We start from the raw sequence: 20,591 nt of genomic DNA, 5'->3' as shown, positions 1-20,591 counted from the left end.
GCTCAGCCTCCTCTCGGCAGAAACACGTTGAACACTTCGGCGAAGAGCCAGTTGAGACCGAAGGAGAAGAGGACCGAGACGACGAGGGCGACGGCCATCGCGCCTCGTGTCTTCGGGGCCAGCGTGGTCTGTAGCACGGCGAGAAATGCGAGGGTCGCGATCGGGTAACCGGCGATCGGCATGGCGAAAAGGTAAAGGCCGAGACAGGCAAAGACGACGAAGACCAGTCGCCGCGCCCTCGCCCAGTCTCGCACCTGGCCCGCGAAGCGCGCGTAGGCCTCTGACGGCAGGGTGCGTATCGATCCGGCGATTGCGCTCAGGAGCAGCAGCATCAGAACGGCGTGGACCAGCATCGGAAAGGCGCCGGCGCCCAGAGCCTCGAAGCGCGAGGTCGGTATGCGCACCGCTTCGAGGAAGAGCCCGGCAGAGATCGTCAGCAAACCGATGTACGAAAGCAGGCGGGCGATCTCCCCCGCCTCTTCGGATGGCGATGGTCGGGCGGGCAGGCTCACGGGGCGATGACCTCGGCGAGGCGCTGGACCGTGTCCGACAGGTTCGAGAGGTAGGTGGTGTACTCGTCCTGCCCGCGGAACGCGACCTCTGCTCCGGCATTGTTAATCTGCTCAACAAATGTCTCGTCTTCGGACAGCTCCCGCAACGCAGCCTCGAGCGTGGCTTGCCTGTCCTCCGACGCGCCTTTCGGCATGACGATGCCGCGTGTGATCGCAAGATCAAGCTCCGCGCCGAGTTCCGTCAGCGTAGGCACGTCAGGCGTCTGCTCCATGCGCTCGGTCGCGCCTGTCGCCAGGAACACGAGATCGCCGTTCTCCACGAATTGCAGCGAGGACGCGATATCGCCGATGGCGAGGTCGAGATTGCCGCCGACCAAAGCACGGATGCGCTCACCGGTGCCCTCGTAGCCGACATACTTCCAGTCCAGATCGAAGGCGTCCGCGATCATCGCCGCGTGAAGATGGGGCACGCCGCCGAGCGTCACGCCGATGGTCAACTCTCCGGGATTCGCCTGCGCGTATTCCACGAGCCCTTCGAACGTCTCATAGGGAGCATCGCTTCCTGTGACGAGGTATTGCGGCGAGGACGTCAACAGGGCGATGGGCTCGAAATCGTCCCAGGACAGGTCAGTCAGCCCGGTCTCCGTCGCCGCCAGAAGCCCCTCATGTACCTGACTGATCGTGTAGCCGTCCGCGTCGCGGCGCGAGGCCTCCTTCAGTCCGACGGTGCCGCCGACGCCGGGCATGTTGATGACCGGCATCTCGACGCCGAGATACGGCGATACGTTGTTGGCGATGATGCGCATCAGCGTGTCGCTGCCGCCGCCTGGCGACCAGGGTACGATGAACTCGACAGGACGCTCGGGGTATTCCTGAGCCGATGCGGGATGCGCGAGCAGTGCTGCCGCGAGTCCGGCGCCTGCGGCTAGACGCGAAAAGAGTGCCATTGGGTGTCTCCCTGTTCTGTCCTTGGGGGCGAGCTGTCAGTCGAAGCTGCGTGCAACCAGCGCTAGTGATCCAGCAGCGCTTTACAAAGCGAATTTTCTTTGAGGTTTTATCAAGCAGTGCTTAACTAAAGCCATGGACACCCGACAACTCCAGACCGTCGTGGCCGTCGCCGACAGCGGCAGTTTCGCAGGCGCAGCTCGCATCGTGAACTTGACTGCATCTGCAGTCAGTCAACAGATTCAGGCACTTGAGAGCGAGCTTGGCGTGCTCCTCTTCGATCGGAATAAGCGCCCCCCACAGCTGAACGCCAAGGGCGAGGAACTGGTCCGTGCGGCCCGTTCAGTCTTGCAGACGATGACCGAAGCACGGATGGCGATTTCCGGGGGTCGCACGGCGGGCGTGCTCAAATTTGGGGCAATCCGAACGGTGTCGATGCGTCTTGTCCCTCTCGCCTTCGCTGGCATGCGGTCCCTGTATGCCGATCTGTCATTCGATCTGACGGTCGGGATGTCCGAGAGACTGATGGCGGACGTTGCCGCCGGTCGTTTGGACGCGGCACTTGTGGCAGAGCATGTGGGGGTGCCGGGAACGCTCTCCTGGTCACCGGTCATGAGCGAGCCTCTCGTACTGATCGCGCCTCCCGATGCGAGCGACCGAACTGAAGTGGAGCTCGTCCGCTCGCTGCCGTTCATCCGCTACGAGACTGACGTGCCGCTGGCCAGGCAGATCGACACCGAATTGTCCCGCCTCGGTGGTTCGGTGAAAGAGATCGCTGTCGCAAACACGATGCCCTCGGTGGTCGGAATGGTGCAGGCGGGACTGGGGCTCGCGATCGTCCCCAAGATCTCCTTTCTCGACGCGAGACCAGGCACACTCGTCTGTCGCTCCTTCTGCAATGGAGCCATCACGCGCCGACTCGGCCTCGTGCAGCGCCAGGTCTCCTCACGGTCTGAGGTCTTAAATGCCCTGCGTCAGACCATGTATGGAGTGGTCAACGAACTAGGGCTCGATGCGCTGTCACCGGGTCAGCCGGAGGTGGCCGCAGTCTCGGCGATGACAGTTGACTAGGCTTGACTGGCATACTTGGTGCGCCCTGCTTCGAGCAGAACGATGACTGGCAGAGCCAGCACCGCTACATGCAGGTCGAGGCCTTCGCGCTCATCGATGCCGCTCCTCAGCATACCAACGCAAGCCGCCTGACCGATGACCTCGATTGGCCAACCCGGAATCCCCACCGCATCGACGGACGTGACCGAACGCGAAAGCGTCGGTGACCGGCAAGCTGATCGCTCATGAAGCCCGACGACCACCGCGGCATCGGCCGCTCCGGCACGATGGGGCCCACCCGGTCGCGCCGCGGGCAGCTTGCGGCGCTTCTTGGTCCGCATCGGCAAGCGCTGCTCGGTATAGAGCCGAAAGGTGCGTTTGTGGTGCTGAAGCAGCCCTTCGCGCCGCAGCATGGCATGCAGATGCAGTTAGCGGCGCCAGCCCCTTGAGCTGCTCAACTTCGGCCCCGTCCTGCGGGACCGGATGATACTACTGCTACGTGTCGCGCCAGACCCGCGATGCGGCAACTGAGCCGCTCGCTCAGGCCTAGCTCCGCCATCGTTGCGCCCACGGCTTCGCGCTTCGCAATGGGCCTACCAGTGTTTGGCGGCTCCTTCATCGCGTTTGCCGACGCGCCTTAGTCCTTCAGCACGCCGATGACGGTCTCTTTGCGGAACCGCTTGGCTCAGCGGCCCTTCCCTCTTCATCCATTCAGAGGTGAAAAGGTCCACTTCACAACGGCCCGGTTCTCTGGGGAAGGTCACGACGCTACATCCGATCGAGCCGCGCCCGCGTTATTGACGCCGGACGCGGCTCGATCCCGTCAGGACCTCGGTTGGACGAAGCTATCGCCTAGCGGCGCTCTTCGCGGACGACCTGGCCCTCGCGATTGAGGCGAACCTCCACATTCTCGCCGTCTGGGTTGGTTGCGTCGAATTCCACGTGATTTGGGCGGATCTCGATCCAATCGACATCTCCGTAGCCCGCCTCCGCAGCAATGCGCCGGACATCCTCCTCCGCGAGGCCATGGCGGGTCGCGTGGTCCGGCGGGCCGCGGCGGGCATCGTCGCGGCGCTCGAATTCGAGCATCTGCCCGGAGGCGGCGATCGTCACCTCGACCGGGCCGTCACCATCGGTGCCGATGATCTCGATCTCGCCGTCGTCGTCGAACTCGACCTGCACGATGTCGCCAATGCCCATGTCGGCGGCTCGGGAGAGGGCCTCTGAGGGTACCAGTGCCTCGAGCACCGCCTGCGGCAGCGGGGCGCCGGGGGCCGCCTTGACCTCCTCGATCCGGCCGTCGTCATACTCGACTTCGAATGCCGTGCCCGCGAGGCTGGCGCGGATCTCGCGATCGTCGTCGCCGTCGCGGTGGTCGCGGACATCCTCGAGCCCGAGCGCAGAGAGCTCCTGCGGAAGCTCCTGCCCTTGCGCGGTGGCAGCGAGCGGCGCGGCGAGAAGCGCGGCGGCGCTGGCGCCGGCGATCAGGGTGCGGGTGAGTGTCATGTGGATCTCCTTACAGAAGTGAATCGCCGGGTCGGCGTAACGCTTGCCGTTCTAAGGCCCGGGACCCAAACGGAGCCGCAACATCCCGTTGAGCTTCCGTTTGGGTTCTTCATGGCAGAAGATGTGCGCATGCGACCGTACCTTATCCTCTTCGCCGTCATCCTCGGGGCCTCGCCGCTCGCGGCCGATCCGCCGCCGCCGGTGCCGGCGCTCGATCTGCCGGAGATCGCGAAGAGCATCGCGGCGCGCTACCGCGGCCGCCTGATGGAAGTGGAGCTCGAGGAGCCCGACCGCGAGGAGCGCCGCATGGGGACACGTGTGGTCTACGAGGCCGAGTATCTCACCCCGGGCGACAACCGCCTGACGCTGCGGCTCGACGGCGATACCGGGGCCTTCCTCTCGGTCGAGGGCGTCGGCCAGACCGAGGCGCGGATCAGGAAATGAAGATCCTTCTGGTGGAGGACGATGCGACGCTCGGCGCGCAGCTTGCAGCTGCGCTCGACGACGCCGGTTTCCTGACCGAGATCTCGCGCGATGGCGAAAATGCGGAATATCTCGGCGCGACCGAGACCTATGCGGCGGCGATCCTCGATCTCGGCCTTCCGGGGCTCGGCGGCATCGAGATCCTCGGGCGGTGGCGCGGCGCCGGGATCGACATGCCGGTGCTGATCCTGACGGCCCGCGGCGACTGGACCGACAAGATCGCCGGCTTCCGGGCCGGGGCGGACGATTACGTGGTCAAGCCGGCCCGGGTGGAGGAGGTGGTGCTGCGCATCCAGACCATCCTGCGCCGCGCCGCGGGCCATGCGCAGGCCGAGATCCGGGCCGGCGCGCTCTGCCTCGACACTCAGACCGGCACGGTGACGCAGGAGGGTGTGGCCGTGCGGCTGACCGCCTTCGAGCACCGGCTGCTGAGCTTCCTGATGCACCACCGGGACGCAATCGTCACCCGCACGCAGATGTCGGAGCATCTGTACGACAGCGCCGCCGACCGCGACTTCCGCTCTCTCGAGGTGATCATCGGGCGGCTTCGTCGCAAGCTCGGGCCCGAGCGGATCGAGACGGTGCGTGGCACCGGCTACCGCCTGCGGAGCGCGGAATGAGGCGGAGCCTCGCCGGGCGGTTCTTCGTTCTCTCCGCGCTCTGGATCGGGGCCACGCTGATCGGCGCCTGGCTGGTGATCGGGGGAGGCCTCGACCGGTTCGTGACCGAGAGGTTCCGCGCCGAGAAGCGGGCCACTTCGGATGCCATCGTTGCCTCCCTCGAGGCGCGGGCTGACGGCACGGGGGCGGTGCTCGGAGTTCCGATCCTCGATCCGCGCTACGAGCGGCCGCTATCGGGGTGGTACTGGCAGGTGACGGGACCGGGAGAGACGCGCATCGCCTCCACATCGCTTTTCCGCGAGACGCTTGTTCCCCCCTACGAGGCCGGGCCGGACGGACAGGCGCTGGTCGCCATGGCGCGGGAGGTCACGATCCCGGGCGTCGACGGCGCGCTGACGGTGGTGGTGACCGCTCCCGCCGGCGAGCTCGCGGCGACGCGGGCCGAGATCCGCACGCCGCTCTTCTGGTCGCTTGCGGCGCTCGGGGCGGGTCTTGCGGCACTCGCTTTGCTGCAGGGCCGGCTCGCCCTCGGGGGCTTCGCCCATATCCGCCGCGGCATAGGCGAGATCCGCAGCGGGGCGGCGGACCGGGTTCCGAGGCGCGGCCTTTCGGAGATCGACGCCCCGATCGACGAGATCAACGCCCTGCTCGAGGCCAACCGCGCCACCCTGACGCGCACCCGCGACCATGTGGGCAACCTCGCCCATGCGCTCAAGACGCCGCTGGCCGCGCTTCTGAACAAGGCGCCCGAAGGCAGCGAGGAGACCGCGATTGCACGGCGCATGGACCGCCTGATCGGCTATCATCTCCGCCGCGCGCGGGGCGCGGGACGCGCGAACCTGCTCGGCGCGCGCAGCTCGGTGGTCGAGGTCGCGGAGGACATCGTCACGGTCCTGCGCGGCGCCGCGCGGGAGCGGGGCGTTTCGGTGGGCGTCGACTGCCCCGAGGATCTGCATTTCGCGGGCGACCGGGAGGATCTCGAGGAGATCCTCGGCAACCTCGTCGAGAACGCCATCGCCTGGGCGCGCACGCGCGTGGACGTCACCGCCGAGGCGGAGGGGGGCGAGATGGTGGTCAGGGTGTCAGACGACGGGCCGGGGATCCCCGAAGAAAGCCACGCTCACGTGCTAGCGCGCGGCGCCCGGCTCGACGAATCCGTCAACGGGACTGGCCTGGGTCTCGGCATCGTGGCTGACCTCGTGGCTTTGAACCAGGGGACGTTGGTCTTCGCCCGCTCCCGAGATGGCGGGCTTCTGGTGTCCGTCACCCTGCCCCAGGCTGCGAGCGGAACGCACCCGCGCCTCGGAACCACGACGCGGATGACCTCTCAGTAAGGGAAAAGTGTTCCGGATCGCCACCTCATCGCCGCCAAGTGGTCGCCGCTCTGTCCGGCAGTGGCACGAACGTCCCCGAAGTCCGAGACGCCGGCGATCACGGACAGGTCCCGACCATCGTCGCCACTTTCGAAGTCGGGGATCACATCGGCGGCGGACTACGTGCTCCAGCGCCAGGGTTTTCTGCGCCACCTGACCAAAGTGGATTACGTGGGCGCACCGTAGAGTTTCTAGCTGCATCAAGACTGCACAGTTGAACCGATCAGCTGGGGCCCTCCCAAAGTCGCGGCTATTGTCCCATCTGCGGGTTACGGGATATGCGATACGTGGGTGCTACATCTTCGACGCGGGTGCCATGCGCCAGAATGTCGAGGGACCCGTGCCGTACGTTGCAGACCAGCGTAAGCCCGCAATCCGACGCCGCCCGAACGGCGGTCGAGGTCGGTGCCGAGACGCTGATAAGCATCGGGATCCCTGCGACAGCGCATTTCTGCACGAGGTCCAGGGAGACGCGGCTCGTCATCACCGCGGCTCCAGCGGCGGGGCTGCGGCCGCTGCGGGCCAGCCCACCGATCATCTTGTCGAGGGCGTTGTGACGCCCCACATCCTCGCGTCCGAGAACGATGCCCTCGCCCGGCATGAAAAAGCCCGCCGCATGAACCGCGCGCGTTGAATCGTGCAGGGGCTGGAACCGGCGCAGGGCATCGGGCGCTCCCGCAATATCGGCTGCCGCGATCCGCAGGCCGGTATCTCGCATCCGGGGCAGGTCCCGGTGCGCTTGGTCCAGACTGTCGATTCCGCAGAGACCGCATCCTGCCGGCGCAAGCCCGTTTCGGCGTCGTTCCGCCGAGGCCGCGGCCGCTTGCGGGGCCAGCCAGACCCGGACCTCGATGCCGGTCCCGTGGATGACGGTCTCGATGTCGCGTATCTCGCCCGGCGAACCGACCAGACCCTCACCGATCAGGAAACCGGTCGCAAAGTCCTCCAGATCGTCCGGTGTCGCCATCAGGACGGCCTGGGAAACGGCGTTGCAGACAATCGCCACCGGCACTTCCTCGGCCAGCGGTCGTCCCGCGCCGTCCGCCGGCGCCCGCAACGTGTGGGGAATGGGCATAAGGACCTCCACGCCTGCGGGCGGCATCGTCCCCCCGCAGTTCGGAAAGCTAGCGCGCGGACCGGCGGGACAATTCTGAATCATGCGACGGCGGGATGCGCATCCTTTCGACGCGCCGCGCGTTGGAGAGTCACCTGCCCGTTCCGCGGAGTGAGACACGATGTCCGATTCAGACGACCTTCCCCGCAACCCAGGGCCCGCCGGCGGCTGGGGTTCGCTCCGCGGCATGAGGGAAGTTGGCGGTGAGGCCAAACCGACCCCCGGAGTTCTCGAGACTCTGAAGCGCCAGAACAAGCCCGGCGGGTTCATGTGCTCGTCCTGCGCCTGGGCGAAGCCGCCGAACTACAAGCCATTCGAATTCTGCGAGAACGGGGCAAAGGCCACCATGTGGGAATCGACCCGCGACCGCTGCGGCCCGGATTTCTGGGACGGGCGGACGGTGGCCGAGCTGCGCAGCTGGACCGACCACGATCTCGAAAAGACCGGGCGGCTCACCCATCCGCTCCGCTACGATGCCGCAACCGACAGCTACCGCGAGACGACGTGGGACGAGGCGTTCTCCGCCATCGGCGCCAAGCTCTCGGACCTGCCGCCCGACGATGTCGTGTTCTATTCCTCGGGCCATGCCGGGCTCGAGGCGTCGTATCTCTGGGCGCTGCTGGCCCGGCTCTACGGGAACAACAACCTGCCGCAATCGTCGAACATGTGCCACGAGACGACGAGCGTGGGATTGCAGAAGGTCATCGGCTCGCCCGTCGGCACCGTGACCTGGGACGATATCGCCGCCACCGACTGCTACTTCTTCTTCGGTCAGAACCCGGGAAGCAATTCGCCCCGCTTCCTGCACCCGCTCAAGGAGTGCAAGGACAGGGGCGGCAAGATCGTCACCTTCAATCCCATCCGCGAACAGGGGCTCGTTTCCTTCGTCGATCCCCAGAGCCCTGTCGCGATGGTCACGGGCGACGAGACCAAGATCTCCGACCAGTACCACCAGCTGAAGTCCGGCACCGACATCGCCGCGATCCTCGGTGTCTCGAAGGCGGTGATCGAGGCGGACGACGAAGCGGGCGGGACGGTGATCGACTGGGCCTTCGTCGAGGAGCACACGACCAAATTCGACGACTTCGTGAGCTTCGCGCGGGAGACCACCTGGGAGGCGATCACCACCGAATGCGGCCTGACCGAGGAGGCGCTCCGCGATGCCGCCCGCGTCTACATGGAAGCCGAGCGCGTGATCGGCGTCTATGGCATGGGGCTCACCCAGCAGGCGCACGGCGCGTGGAACGTCGGGATGCTCGTGAACCTTCTGATGCTGCGCGGGAATATCGGCCGTACCGGGACCGGCTGTTGCCCTGTCCGGGGCCATTCCAACGTGCAGGGCCAGCGCACTGTCGGCATCGCCGAGAAGGTGGAGCTCGTGCCGATGGACAAGCTGCGCGAGCTCTTCGACTTCGAGCCACCCCAGAAGGACGGCACGCATATCGTCGATGCTGCCGAGGGGATCGTCGCCGGTCGCATCAAGGCCACCCTCTGCCTCGGCGGAAACCTTCTGCGCGCCCTGCCCGACCGCGACCGGCTGGAGGCGACATGGCAGGATCAGGACCTGACGGTGATGATCTCGACCAAGCTCAACCGCTCGCATCTCTTTCCGGGCAAGTCGGCATGGATCCTGCCCTGCCTCGCTCGGTCAGAGAAGGACCAGCAGGAGACCGGAAACCAGATCATCACGATCGAGGACAGCTTCTCGCATATCCACGGCTCGACGGGCCGGCGCACACCCGCCTCCAAGCTTTTGAAATCCGAACTGGCCATCGTCTGCGGCCTGGCGAAGGCGATTGTGCCACCCCATCCGAAGCTCGAATGGGACGCGTGGCTGCGCGACTATTCCCGCGTCCGCGAGCTGATCGAGGCGACCTATCCCGAGGATTTCCGGGACTACAACTCCCGGCTCTTCGAGCCCGGAGGCTTCTGGCGCGGCAACGCGGCCGCGCATCGGATCTGGAAAACCAAGAGCGGACGCGCCGAGTTCACCGTGCCGGAAAAACTCAACGCCCTCGCCTTCGAGCCCGCCGAGGGACGCATGCGCCTTCTCACGATGCGGTCGAACGACCAGTTCAACACGACGATTTACGGCTATTCCGACCGCTTCCGAGGGATCGAGGGGACGCGCGACGTGGTGCTCGTGAATGCCGCGGACATGGAGCGTCAGGGTCTGAGCCACGGCGATCGCGTCACCCTCGTCAGCGATGCCGGAGACGGAGTCGAGCGACGGCTCCCGGGCCTCGAAGTGATCCGATACGACATCCCCGAGGGAACCATCGGAGCCTACTACCCCGAATGCAACGTGCTGGTGCCGATCTCTCTCCACGACCATCTATCGAAGACGCCGGGCTACAAGGCCGTGCCGGTTCGTATCGAGGCGGCTTAGGCACCTCGGCGATGTCGCTGTGGAAGAACCCGGTCGGATAGCGTTCGAAACTCTGCCGCTTCGGTTTCTCGGCCTCGTTATCTGGCTGCCGCGAGACGCCCTGCCTCAGGGGGCGAGAGACTAAAGCGCAAGTTCGGTCAATCCGGGATGGCCCGACGGGCGGGGGCCAGGGGCCCAGTGGAACAGACGCTCCGCACCGTCGATCCTCACGTCGTTGATCGACGCGTGACGCATGGCCATGTACCCGCCCGCGTCGAACTCCCAGTTCTCGTTGCCGTAGGCGCGATACCACTGCCCGGCCGCGTCGTGGCACTCGTAGCAGAACCGCACGGCAATCCTGTTTGCGTCGTGGGCCCATATTTCCTTGATCAGGCGGTAATCCAGTTCCCGCTCCCATTTGCGGATCAGGAACGCCTGAACCTCGTCGCGTCCGGTCAGGAATTCAGAGCGGTTCCGCCAGCGGGTCTCCGGGGTGTAGGCGAGCGAAACGCGCTCGGGATCGCGGGTGTTCCACGCATCCTCCGCCATGCGGACCTTCCTGACCGCGTCCTCGTGGGAATAGGGGGGTATGGGGGCTCGTGTCATGGATCTCTGACCGCGATTACGTGGGCGGACGGTTCTAGGCGTGGGCGCCGGGACGCGGAGCGGGGCTGGCCCGCGTCCCGGCGACCCAGTGGTCACCAGCTGTTGTAGCCGAGGTACTTCCCCGACATCTCGAGCTTCACGCGGTCACCCTTCTCGTTCGGCACGCGTGTCACCGACATGTCGAAGTCGATGGCCGACATGATGCCGTCCCCGAACTTCTCGTGGATCAGGGCCTTGATCGTCGGGCCGTAGACGCCAACGATCTCGTAGAGACGATAGATGCAGGGATCCGTCGGCACCGTCTGTTCCCAGATCTTGGTCGGGCTCTCCTCTAGAACCGACGCGGCCTCCTGCGGCAGGCCCAGCGCGGTCACGAGCGCATCGGCCTTTGCCTTCGGGAACGCCTGCATTCCCATGCAGGCGGAATGTGTCCAGACCGGCGACATGTCGATCTTCTCGGCGATGCCTTCCCAGGTCAGACCGGCCTGTTTCTTGGCCGACAGGATCATCGCGGTTACGTCTTCTTTCGTCATCATCTCGGTCACGTAGCTGTCCTTCATAGCTCTCTCCTCTGATTTGTCAGGTGTTCACCGCGCGCAGGCGCGGTGTGTCCGCCGGCGCGGGATCGGGATCGACCGCGCGCTCGGTCCGGTCGATCCGCACCGTCTCGGGACGTTGCGGTCCCTCGGCCTTCTGTCCGGACAGCGCCTTCGACCGCTCGCCAAGGAAATGGACGAGGTGGTTGCGGATCGCGTAGTAGTTGGGATGATCGACGATGCCCGTGCGCGTCCGTGGCCGCGGGATGGTGATCTCCACCGATTCCGCGACGCGCGCGAAGGGCCCGTTGGTCATTAACAGGATCCGGTCGGCCAGCAGGATGGCCTCGTCGATGTCATGAGTGATCATGAAGACGGTCTGTTCCGTGCCGCCCCAGATCTTCAGCAACTCGTCCTGGATGGTGCCGCGCGTCAGCGCGTCGAGTGCGCCGAACGGCTCGTCCAGAAGCAGAAGCTTGGGGTGGTTCGCGAACGCCCGCGCGATCGACACGCGCTGGCGCATGCCCCCCGAGAGCTGCGAGGGCTTGCGGTGGATCACGTCGCCTTCGAGCCCGACCATCGACAGGTATGTCTTCGATTCCTCGATCACCCGGGCCTTGGTCCAGTCGCGGTAGCGCGCCCGGACCCCGAAGGTGACGTTCGACAGGGCCGAGAGCCATGGCAGCAGGGAGTAGTTCTGGAACACGACGCCGCGGTCGAGGCTCGGGCCCGAAACCTCGAACCCGTCCATCTTGACCACGCCCTCGGTCGGCTCGGCGAGCCCCGCGAGAATGTTCATGATGGTGGACTTGCCGCAGCCCGAATGCCCGAGGATGACGACGAACTCGCCTTTCTCGACCCCGAAACACGCGTTCTCGAAGACGGTGAGCGTGCCGCCCTGCCCGTCCGGGAAGCGCTGGGTGAGGTTCTCTATCGACAGGAAATGTTTCGACATGGGAACGGCTCCTTCATTCCACATAGGCGACGCCGCGCTGCAGGGCGGCGAAGGCCGCATCCAGCAACATGCCGACGACGCCGATCACGAGGATCGAGAAGATCACGGAGGTGAGGTCGAGGTTGTTCCACTCGTTCCACACGTAGTAGCCGATGCCTGTCCCTCCGACGAGCATTTCGGCGGCGACGATCACCAGCCAGGCGATGCCGATCGAGATCCGCATTCCCGTCACGATGGTCGGCGCCGCGGCCGGAAGGATGACCGTGAACGCGGTCTTGAGGTGCCCCAGCTCGTGCGTCCGCGCCACGTTGACCCAGTCCGACCGCACGCCCGCGACGCCGAAGGCGGTGTTGAGCAGCATCGGCCAGATCGAGCAGATGAAGATCACGAAGATCGCGCTGAGTTCGCTGTCCTGGATCACGAAGAGCGCCAGCGGCATCCACGCGAGCGGCGAGATCGGCCGCATGACCTGGATGAACGGGTTGAGCGCCCGGTAGGCGACCGGAGACATGCCGATCAGGAAGCCGAGGGGGATCGCGACGAGCGCCGCGGCGGCATAACCCGACAGCACCCGGAAGAGCGAGTAGCCGATCTGGATGCCGATTCCCTTGTCGTTGGGCCCGGCGTCGTAGAACGGGTCCGACAGCTGCTCCCAGGCCTTGGCGATGACGTCCGAGGGTGGCGGGATTCCGGCCTTGGGTGCGCCGCCCCCGGTGAGGCGTTCGTACTCGGTCAGATCCTCGGCGGCCTTCTGCGCGGGGATGGCGGCCTCCCAGACGAGGAGGCCGACGGCGAGCAGGACGATCGACAGGATCGCCGCCCGCTGGTTGACGGAGAGGGTTCCGAGCATCGCCTCAGCCCCGCCCGATCGCGAAGCTCGACACGTATTCGGACGGCGCTTCGGGGTCGAAGGTCTTGCCCATGATCGTGTGCGACTTGTAGGTGACCTCGGGCGCCTCGTAGCCCAGATCGTTCATCACCTTGGCGCAATCGGCCGCGAGGTAGACCTGCTCGGCCACCGCCTTGTAGTCGACATCGCCCTCGATATAGCCCCAGCGCTTCATCTGGGTGAGGATCCACACGCCCATCGAGTGCCACGGGAACGGGTCGAAATCGATCCGGTCGGGCACGCGCTTCACCTCTCCGAGGCCGTCGGCATAGGTGCCGGTCAGCACCTGCTCGATCACCGGAACCGGCTGGTTGAGGTAGTTCGTCGGGGCGATCGCCTCCGAGATTTCCTTCCGGTTCTCGGGGTTCGAGGCGTATTGCGTCGCGTCCACGATGGATTTCAGAAGCGCGCCGTAGGTGTTGGGCAACTCAGTCGCAAAGCTCTGCGGGCAGGCGAAGGCGCAGCAGGGATGACCTTCCCAGATGTCCTTCGTAAGGATGTGGATGAAGCCGATCTCCTCCCACACCGCGCGCTGGTTGAACGGGTCGGGCGAGAGATAGCCGTCGAGGTTCCCGGCGCGCAGGTTGGCCACCATCTCGGGCGGCGGCACGACGCGGATCTGGATGTCCTGATCGGGGTCGAGGCCGTGCTCGGCGACGTAGTAGCGCAGCAGGAAGTTGTGCATCGAATATTCGAACGGCACGCCGAAGGTGAAGCCCTTCCATTGCTGCGGGTCGCGCTTGTCCTGATGCTGGTTCGACAGGACGATGGCCTGCCCGTTGATGTTCTCGACCGCGGGCATGATGTAGGGTTCGGCGATACTGCCGGCGCCCAGCGTCATCGCGAGCGGCATCGGCGTCAGCATGTGGCTCGCGTCGTATTCGCCCGACAGCGACTTGTCGCGCGCCACCGCCCAGCCGGCGGTCTTGATCACCTGGGCATTCAGCCCGTGCTTTTCGTAGAAGCCCATCGGCTGCGCCATGATGATCGGGGTCGCGCAGGTGATCGGCACGAAGCCGATCGACAGGTCCGTCTTCTCCGGCGGCCCGAGTTCGTCGAGGATCGCGGCCTTGGCCTTGTCGAGCGGCAGGACCGAGGCCAGCGCAGCGGCCATTGTGCCCCCTCCGATCATGCCCATGAAGGAGCGCCGGCTGACGTCGCTCTGGTTGAAGATCGACCGCACGACTGCGCTTTCGACCGCACGTTCGAGCATGTCCTCGCGCGACATCGGCGCGGCGTGGTGCGCCTCTCCCTTGCCCGAGCTGCACGCATTGCATCCGCAATCGGCGCCGTGACGCAGGTCCGTCTTTTCGGAAAACGGATCTCCAAGGCTCTTGATCGGCATGGTCTGGGTCCCCTGCAAATTTTCTTATGAGACCAGCATGACCGGCTCCTCGGATCAGAGTAAGCCCGAGCCCAAAATTCGGGCGGACTTGAAAATATATATTTATCAATGATTTGGGATGGGCCCACCCGCCCGATTCTCTACGAGATTTCGTAAATTACGAAATTTCGCTAGTCGCTACCGCTGCGCCGCATCTAGGCTTCCGTTCATGCTCGAGACGATGGCCCAGCTCGATTCGCTGTTGGACGCTCTGCCGGACGCGGCCGTCGTTCTAGATGCCGAGCACGACCGTTTCGCGGCGTGGAACTCGCAGGCGGCCGCCCTTATCGAGCCGAGCGGGGGAGCGGTATCGGCGCGGCTCGGGCCGGCGCTGCCGAACTTCATCGTCTTCATCGAGGAGATCGACCATCGCGGCAGCGCCTGGACCCGCGATGTGGATCTCTCCGTACTCGCCGGCCGTCCGCTGCGATGCGAGCTCAGCGGCAAGTCGGTGCCCGGCGCGCCGGGTCGCTTCCTTCTCGTGCTCCATGACCTCGACGAGATCGACCGCCGCGCGCAGCTCTCCGAGGCCGCCGAGCTGCACCGCGCCGGCGTCGGGGAATGGATGCGCGCCCAGAGTTTCTTTACCGAGCTCGAACGCCAGAACCACCTGATCCTGAACGCCGCCGGCGAGGGCATCTACGGCGTCAATGCCGACGGCAAGACCACTTTCGTCAATCGTGCCGCGCAGGAGATGCTGGGCTGGACCGCCGAGGAACTCCTCGGCCGCGACATGCACACGACAATCCATCACCATCACCTGAACGGCTGCGCCTATCCGGCGCAGGACTGCCCGATCTACCGCGCCTTCCGCTTCGAGCAGGTCAACCGGATCGAAGACGAGGTGTTCTGGCGCAAGGACGGACGGCCGATCCGGGTCGAATACGTGTCGACCCCAATCTACGATCAGAAGATGCTGGCCGGCGCGGTGATCATCTTCCGCGATATCACCGAGCGCAAAGAGAACGAGCGCCGCCTGCGCGAAGCCATGGACCAGGTGGCCGACCTGCGCGACCGGCTGGAGCAGGAGAACGCGTATCTGCAGGAGGCGATCAGCACCGAGCGGGCGCATCACGACATCCTCGGGCGTTCGCCGCAGATCCGGCATCTCCTCAGCAAGGTGGAACTGGTGTCGCGCACCGACGCCACGGTGGTCATCACCGGCGAGCCGGGCACGGGCAAGTCCCTGGTGGCGACCGGGATCCACAGCGAGTCCGAGCGCGGGCGGCGCCCCCTCATCCACTTCAAGTGCGGCGCGGTGGCGTCCGAGGCAATCGATGCGGAGCTCTTCGGCCAGATGCGCGGCGCGTCCGCCGGCGCGCTCCGGGACCGGCCGGGCAAGCTGGAGCTGGCCCATGGCGGGACGCTCTTCCTGGAGGATGTCGAGGAACTGCCGCCCGATTGCCAGGGACGCCTCCTGCATGCGCTACAGGAAAGGGCGGTGACCCGGCTCGGCGACACGCGCGCGCGGTCGATCGACGTCCGGGTGATCGCCGCCACGGCGCGGCCGCTGGACGAGGCAGTGCGCAACGGGCGCTTGCGCGAGGATCTGCGGCTCTTTCTCGACGTCTTCCCGATCGCCTGCACGCCCTTGCGCGATCGGCCGGAGGATATCCCGGTTATCGCCACGCACTTCCTGAAGCTGGCCTGCGCGCGGCTCTACCGCGATCCGCCGATCATCACCGAACGAGCGATGCGGCAACTCTGCGACTATCACTGGCCCGGAAACGTGCGCGAGCTGCGCAACGTGATCGAACGCAGCGCCATCCTGTCGACCCGCGGGAAGCTGGTGGTCGAGCTCGGATCCTCCACGCGGGCGGAACGAGGGCCGCAGATCGGCGCCCGGACCGAGTCCGACATGCAGCAGGCGATCCGGGAGAACCTGCTGGCCTGCCTGCGAGAGGCGGACGGCAAGGTCGCCGGGCCGCGCGGCGCGGCAGCCATGCTGGGCGTGCCCGCGACGACCTTTTACTCCCGGTTGCGCGCTTTCGGTATCCAGGCGGGGGATTGGCGCCGGCACTAGGGAGCCGATCGATAAAAGTATGATGAGCCGGCCACCCCAAGCCTGACGCATGTCTCCACCGATCCCAGGTTCGGCAAGGGGCAGAAATCCTTGCCTCACCGGCGCATCCCCACATGACGCGGAAGATCACGGGCCGGCAGCTTTCTCCTGCCGGCCCGCGTATGGCTCACCTCACGAGGAGGATCGGAACCTTGCAGGTGCGGATCATCTCGAGGCTCGTCGAGCCGACGAAGAGCGACCGCAAACGGGAATGCCCCGAGGCGCCCATCACGAGGTGATCGAACCCGGATTCCTCGATGAGCTTGCCGAGCGCCTCCTCCGGCTGGCCGGGCAGAATGGCGGTTTCCGCCTCGATCCCCGCAGCCGAGAGCATGGTCCTCGCGTCGTCGAGACCCGCCCTCGCGGCATCCGTGTCCGAGCCGACGGTGACGATGCTGACACCGAGACCGGCATAGAGCGGAGAGCGTGCCACGTAATCGACCGCGCGCCTGGCGCTTGCACTGCCGTCATAGGCGATGAGCACCTTGCGGATCGGCCGGAACGCCCGGGAGGCGATGAAAAGCGGTTTCGAGGCGACACGCACAACCCGTTCCAGGTTCGATCCGAGATGACCCTTAGCGAAATCGGCGGCCTCGCCGCGCTTGCCGACGAGGATCATCTCGGCGTCGCCCTCCTTCTCGGAGATCGCCTCGATCAGATCGCCGTGACGCAGATGCTCCGTCGCTCGGATGCCGTCGTCCTCGAGCAGCGCTTTCGCGTCTTCGAGGATGGCACGGCCGCGCGTGAGGGCCAGTTTCGCGCGCTGTTCGTCAAGTCTCGAGAGCTCCTCGAGCAGCGCGCTGCGCGCGCCCAGAGAGATTGCTCCGGACAGATCGGATCCCGCGCCGCCCTCGCGTCGGCCGAGCACGTGCATCAGCTCGACGGCGTAGACGCCGCGGCCGGCGATCCAGCCGGCATGGTCGCAAACGCTTTTCGAATAGGTGGAACCGTCCACCAAGGCGATGATCTTCTTGGTCATGACGTTTCCTCCTTCAATGCGCCGTCAGTTTGTCCATCGCGCCGGGCTCGTCATGGACGGCCAGCCTGTCGACGATGGTCTTGGACGCTGCGTTCATGCCGGCGATCTCGACTTCGGAGCCGTCCCTTCGGAACTTGAGCACGGCCATGTCGAGCGCCGCAATCGAGGAGATGTCCCAGATATGAGCTTCGCTCACGTCGATCACGACGCGCTCCACGGCCTCCTTGAAGTCGAACGCCTCCATGAAATCCTCCGCAGAGGCAAAGAAGAGCTGGCCCTCGACGTGGTAGGTCCGCACGCGCCCGTCCTCCGCCAGCGACGACGTGACCCGGAAGAGCTGCGCGATCTTGCCTGCGAAGAAAAGGCCCGACAGCAGGACGCCCACGAGTACGCCGATGGCGAGGTTGTGGGTGTAGACCACCACCGCCACGGTCGCGAGCATCACGATGGACGAGGATCGCGGATGTGTCCGCAGCTGTTTGAGCGAGGACCAGGAGAAGGTGCCGATCGAGACCATGATCATGATCGCCACCAGAGCGGCCATCGGGATCTGCGCCACGACATCGCCGAGCACGACCACCATGAACAGCAGGAAGACACCGGCGGCAAAGCACGAGAGCCGCCCCCGCCCCCCCGATTTGATGTTGATGATCGACTGCCCGATCATCGCGCAGCCGGCCATGCCGCCGATGAAACCGGTCGCGGTATTGGCGAGGCCCTGACCGATGCACTCCTGGTTCCGGTCCGACTTTGTATCAGTCAGGTCGTCGACGATGTTCTCGGTCATCAGGCTCTCGAGCAGCCCCACGACGGCGATGGCGGCGGCGTAGGGGAAGATGATCCCCAGCGTCTCGAAGGTGAGCGGGATGTCGGGGATCAGGAAGATCGGCAACGTGTCGGGCAGCGCCCCCATGTCGCCGACGGTGCGGACGTCCCAGCCCATGACCATCACCACGACCGACAGGACGATGATCGTCACCAGCGGCGACGGCACAGCCCGGGTCAGGTACGGAAAGAGGTAGATGATCGCGAGCCCGGCCGCGACGAGCGGATAGGTCAGCCACGGCACGCCGACGAGCTCGGGGATCTGCGCCATGAAGATCAGGATGGCGAGCGCGTTCACGAAGCCCGTCATCACCGAGCGAGATACGAAGCGCATCAGGTGACCGAGCCGCGCGAAGCCGGCGACGATCTGAAGGAGGCCGGCGAGCACCGTGGTCGCCAGCAGGTACTGAAGCCCGTGATCTGCAACGAGCGTCACCATCAGCACGGCGGTTGCGGCCGTCGCGGCCGAGATCATGCCGGGCCGGCCCCCGGCGATGGCGGTGACGACGGCGATCGAGAACGACGCGTAAAGACCCACCTTGGGGTCCACGCCGGCAATGATCGAGAAGGCGATCGCTTCGGGGATGAGGGCGAGCGCGACGACGAGGCCGGAAAGCAGATCGCCGCGGACGTTACTGAGCCACTGGCGCCGGTATGCGTTGAGGTTCATGGTCGAGATGTCCCGTTCCAGTCCGGCCCGGCGGCGACGCCGCGCCGGTCATCTATACAGATAGTCTTGGTTGACCCGGCGGATCGGCGGCCGGGAGAGCCACCCGGGGAGTCGCACCCCAGGTCCAGATGATACGCGGGCCCCGTAGCCCCCCAGGACGAAGCACGCAAGAGAGCGCGCCGTAATTAGACCGCCGTGTCGCCTGGGATTGGCTCCGTCGCTTCGGCTGCGGATCGTCGGGGAGACGCTGGAGGGGCGTGGCAGACACACTCGGATAGGCGCGGGTTACTGGATCAGCCCGCTGCACGTTGACCCGTCAGCCGCAGTCTCAAGGACGGCCGAGCGACGGTAAAGCCCGCCGCGGCGATATCAGTACGCGGGCATCACGCGTCTCGTCGATGACCTCGTTGCGCCAAGTTTCACCGAGCGGTGGGCGTTCCCCACAGCGGCGGAGCGGACCCCCGCCACCGGCGCAGCGGCGGGGCCCAGCCCTCGGGAGCCGTCAGGACGAGCTTGTGCAGCTCGCGATGCTGTCGCCGATGGAGCGGATGAGCTCGGGGTAGAAGTCCGGGCCCATCTCCAGCTCGAAGCCGAGCGGGTCGATGACGGCAGCCTGCACGTCGGTCCCGTCCGAGACGGTCGCCACGAGATCCTGGTTGAATTGCGGTTCGGCAAAGACGCAAGCCACACCGAGATCGCGGATCGTGTCGCGCACCTCTTCGACCCGGGCCGGGCTCGGATCCGTCGCGTCGCTGAGCGAGATCGCCCCCGCGGCGGAAATGCCGAAGCGGTTCTCGAAGTAGTGATAGGCGTCATGGAAGACGACAAAGCTGACATCGTCGGCCGTCGAGAGCATGGTCTCCACATCGGCCATCGCGGCATCGATCTCCTCCCGGCCCGCGGTGGCATTCGCGCGATAGGTCTCGGCATTTTCGGGATCGAGCTCGGCGAGGTCCTCGGCGATCACGTCGAGCCAGGTCTTGGCATTCTCGGGGTCGAGCCAGGCGTGGGGATCGACGCCCTCGTGGCTGTGACCGGCATGGTCGTGGCCGGCATGGTCCTCCCCTTCGTGGTCATGCTCCTCGTCCCCATGGTCGTGCCCATCGTGCTTTTCACCCTCGTGCGACGCCTCGTCCGCGTGATCGTGATCGTCGTGCGCGGTCTCGTCGGCATGGTCGTGAGCCGCGTGTTCCTCGCTCGCGTGGTCGTGATCATGGTCCGCGTGGGGCTCGTCGCCATGCTCGTGATCGTGCGCTTCGAAGGTCGCGCCTTCACGGAATTCGAGGGTCGTAATTCCGTCGACGCCCAGCAGCTCGACGACAAGCGCATCCGAGGCCAGCGTGTCGATCGACTCCTCCAGCCACGGCTCGAGCTCCGCACCGATCCAGAAGACGGCATCCGATTGCTCGAGGGCACGCGCCTCCGACGGGCGCATCGAATAGCTGTGCGGCGAGGCCCCCGGCTGCACCACGAGGGCTGGCTCCCCGAGACCGTCCATGACGCGGGCCACCAGGCCGTGGACCGGCGCGATGTCCGTTGCGACCTGCGGCACGTCGGCCTGTGCGGCGCTCGCCGCAGCGAGCGCGAGTACGCTGCCCGCGAGAGACTTCCCAAAGCTCATGGACATCCGAAGCTCCTGTGATTAAGTAACAGCAACGTTGGCATAGTCGTTACGATATATCGTAGCAAGACCAAATCTGTGCAGGAGGCGGCA

19 protein-coding genes and 1 other annotated feature are annotated in these 20,591 nt (G+C 65.8%); of the genes, 6 read left to right on the top strand and 13 right to left on the bottom strand.

The window, feature by feature from the left end; translation table 11 throughout:
* Positions 1-2: 2 nt before the first annotated feature.
* Positions 3-512, bottom strand: coding sequence for a tripartite tricarboxylate transporter TctB family protein (locus tag OCH239_RS15140; RefSeq protein ID WP_244430365.1), 510 nt, complete (start codon positions 510-512; stop codon positions 3-5).
* The gene (locus OCH239_RS15135; RefSeq protein WP_037264462.1) at positions 509-1,459 is read right to left on the bottom strand and encodes a Bug family tripartite tricarboxylate transporter substrate binding protein; all 951 of its coding nucleotides are present in this window, start codon (positions 1,457-1,459) and stop codon (positions 509-511) included. The genes OCH239_RS15140 and OCH239_RS15135 overlap by 4 nt, the downstream gene beginning before the upstream one ends.
* 133 nt (positions 1,460-1,592) lie before the next feature.
* Between OCH239_RS15135 and OCH239_RS15130 the strand changes: the two genes are divergently transcribed.
* Positions 1,593-2,528, top strand: a complete 936-nt coding sequence (locus OCH239_RS15130) for a LysR family transcriptional regulator (protein ID WP_051489514.1) — start codon at positions 1,593-1,595, stop codon at positions 2,526-2,528.
* On the opposite strand, the gene OCH239_RS22730 is transcribed toward OCH239_RS15130, so the two are convergent.
* Both OCH239_RS22730 and OCH239_RS15115 read right to left on the bottom strand, forming a co-directional pair.
* On the bottom strand, positions 2,525-2,920 hold the full coding sequence (locus tag OCH239_RS22730; protein WP_157577885.1) for a hypothetical protein: 396 nt from the start codon (positions 2,918-2,920) through the stop codon (positions 2,525-2,527). The genes OCH239_RS15130 and OCH239_RS22730 overlap by 4 nt on opposite strands.
* 439 nt (positions 2,921-3,359) lie before the next feature.
* On the bottom strand, positions 3,360-4,013 hold the full coding sequence (locus tag OCH239_RS15115) for a PepSY domain-containing protein (RefSeq protein WP_037264453.1): 654 nt from the start codon (positions 4,011-4,013) through the stop codon (positions 3,360-3,362).
* A 129-nt stretch (positions 4,014-4,142) separates the two neighbouring features.
* Between OCH239_RS15115 and OCH239_RS15110 the strand changes: the two genes are divergently transcribed.
* The 3 genes from OCH239_RS15110 to OCH239_RS15100 are packed head-to-tail and all read left to right on the top strand — an operon-like array spanning position 4,143 to position 6,450.
* On the top strand, positions 4,143-4,457 hold the full coding sequence (locus OCH239_RS15110; protein WP_037264449.1) for a PepSY domain-containing protein: 315 nt from the start codon (positions 4,143-4,145) through the stop codon (positions 4,455-4,457).
* Entirely contained in the window at positions 4,454-5,116 is a 663-nt protein-coding gene (locus OCH239_RS15105; protein WP_037264447.1) for a response regulator transcription factor, read from the top strand. The genes OCH239_RS15110 and OCH239_RS15105 overlap by 4 nt, the downstream gene beginning before the upstream one ends.
* Positions 5,113-6,450: a sensor histidine kinase gene (locus tag OCH239_RS15100; protein ID WP_051489513.1), complete on the top strand. Its 1,338-nt coding sequence runs from the start codon at positions 5,113-5,115 to the stop codon at positions 6,448-6,450. Before OCH239_RS15105 ends, OCH239_RS15100 begins: the two co-directional genes overlap by 4 nt.
* Before the next feature lie 289 nt (positions 6,451-6,739).
* On the opposite strand, the gene fdhD is transcribed toward OCH239_RS15100, so the two are convergent.
* Positions 6,740-7,564, bottom strand: coding sequence for a formate dehydrogenase accessory sulfurtransferase FdhD (gene fdhD / locus OCH239_RS15095; protein ID WP_051489512.1), 825 nt, complete (start codon positions 7,562-7,564; stop codon positions 6,740-6,742).
* A 160-nt stretch (positions 7,565-7,724) separates the two neighbouring features.
* Between fdhD and OCH239_RS15090 the strand changes: the two genes are divergently transcribed.
* Complete coding sequence (locus OCH239_RS15090) at positions 7,725-9,992, top strand: FdhF/YdeP family oxidoreductase (protein ID WP_037264445.1); 2,268 nt, start codon at positions 7,725-7,727, stop codon at positions 9,990-9,992.
* Between the two features lie 120 nt (positions 9,993-10,112).
* Here the strand turns inward: OCH239_RS15090 and OCH239_RS15085 are convergent, their stop codons facing one another.
* The 5 genes from OCH239_RS15085 to OCH239_RS15065 form a co-directional block, all read right to left on the bottom strand.
* Positions 10,113-10,577 carry a nuclear transport factor 2 family protein gene (locus OCH239_RS15085; RefSeq protein WP_037264442.1) on the bottom strand — a complete coding sequence of 155 codons (465 nt, stop codon included), beginning with the start codon at positions 10,575-10,577 and terminating at the stop codon, positions 10,113-10,115.
* Positions 10,578-10,669: 92 nt separating this feature from the next.
* Entirely contained in the window at positions 10,670-11,137 is a 468-nt protein-coding gene (cynS, locus tag OCH239_RS15080) for a cyanase (protein WP_037264440.1), read from the bottom strand.
* A 19-nt stretch (positions 11,138-11,156) separates the two neighbouring features.
* Positions 11,157-12,068, bottom strand: a complete 912-nt coding sequence (locus OCH239_RS15075) for an ABC transporter ATP-binding protein (protein ID WP_037264439.1) — start codon at positions 12,066-12,068, stop codon at positions 11,157-11,159.
* A gap of 13 nt (positions 12,069-12,081) precedes the next feature.
* Positions 12,082-12,918, bottom strand: a complete 837-nt coding sequence (gene ntrB / locus OCH239_RS15070; RefSeq protein ID WP_037264437.1) for a nitrate ABC transporter permease — start codon at positions 12,916-12,918, stop codon at positions 12,082-12,084.
* A gap of 4 nt (positions 12,919-12,922) precedes the next feature.
* Positions 12,923-14,302: a CmpA/NrtA family ABC transporter substrate-binding protein gene (locus tag OCH239_RS15065; RefSeq protein ID WP_037264435.1), complete on the bottom strand. Its 1,380-nt coding sequence runs from the start codon at positions 14,300-14,302 to the stop codon at positions 12,923-12,925.
* Between the two features lie 208 nt (positions 14,303-14,510).
* On the opposite strand from OCH239_RS15065, the gene OCH239_RS15060 reads away from it, so the two are divergent.
* Complete coding sequence (locus OCH239_RS15060) at positions 14,511-16,364, top strand: sigma 54-interacting transcriptional regulator (RefSeq protein WP_051489511.1); 1,854 nt, start codon at positions 14,511-14,513, stop codon at positions 16,362-16,364.
* A gap of 166 nt (positions 16,365-16,530) precedes the next feature.
* Here the strand turns inward: OCH239_RS15060 and OCH239_RS15055 are convergent, their stop codons facing one another.
* From OCH239_RS15055 to OCH239_RS15045, 3 genes are all read right to left on the bottom strand, one after another.
* Positions 16,531-17,382 carry a universal stress protein gene (locus tag OCH239_RS15055; protein ID WP_037264434.1) on the bottom strand — a complete coding sequence of 284 codons (852 nt, stop codon included), beginning with the start codon at positions 17,380-17,382 and terminating at the stop codon, positions 16,531-16,533.
* Between the two features lie 13 nt (positions 17,383-17,395).
* Complete coding sequence (locus OCH239_RS15050; RefSeq protein ID WP_037264432.1) at positions 17,396-18,877, bottom strand: SulP family inorganic anion transporter; 1,482 nt, start codon at positions 18,875-18,877, stop codon at positions 17,396-17,398.
* 69 nt (positions 18,878-18,946) lie between these two features.
* Positions 18,947-19,006, bottom strand: a sequence feature (sul1 is cis-regulatory element that is thought to sense ions involved in sulfur or methionine metabolism; They are found in Alphaproteobacteria).
* A 373-nt stretch (positions 19,007-19,379) separates the two neighbouring features.
* On the bottom strand, positions 19,380-20,498 hold the full coding sequence (locus OCH239_RS15045; RefSeq protein ID WP_051489515.1) for a zinc ABC transporter substrate-binding protein: 1,119 nt from the start codon (positions 20,496-20,498) through the stop codon (positions 19,380-19,382).
* Positions 20,499-20,591 lie beyond the last annotated feature (93 nt).

Origin of the sequence: Roseivivax halodurans JCM 10272 (assembly GCF_000521785.1) — a bacterium.
GTDB lineage: Bacteria > Pseudomonadota > Alphaproteobacteria > Rhodobacterales > Rhodobacteraceae > Roseivivax > Roseivivax halodurans.
This window is presented reverse-complemented; position numbering and strand designations above follow the sequence as displayed.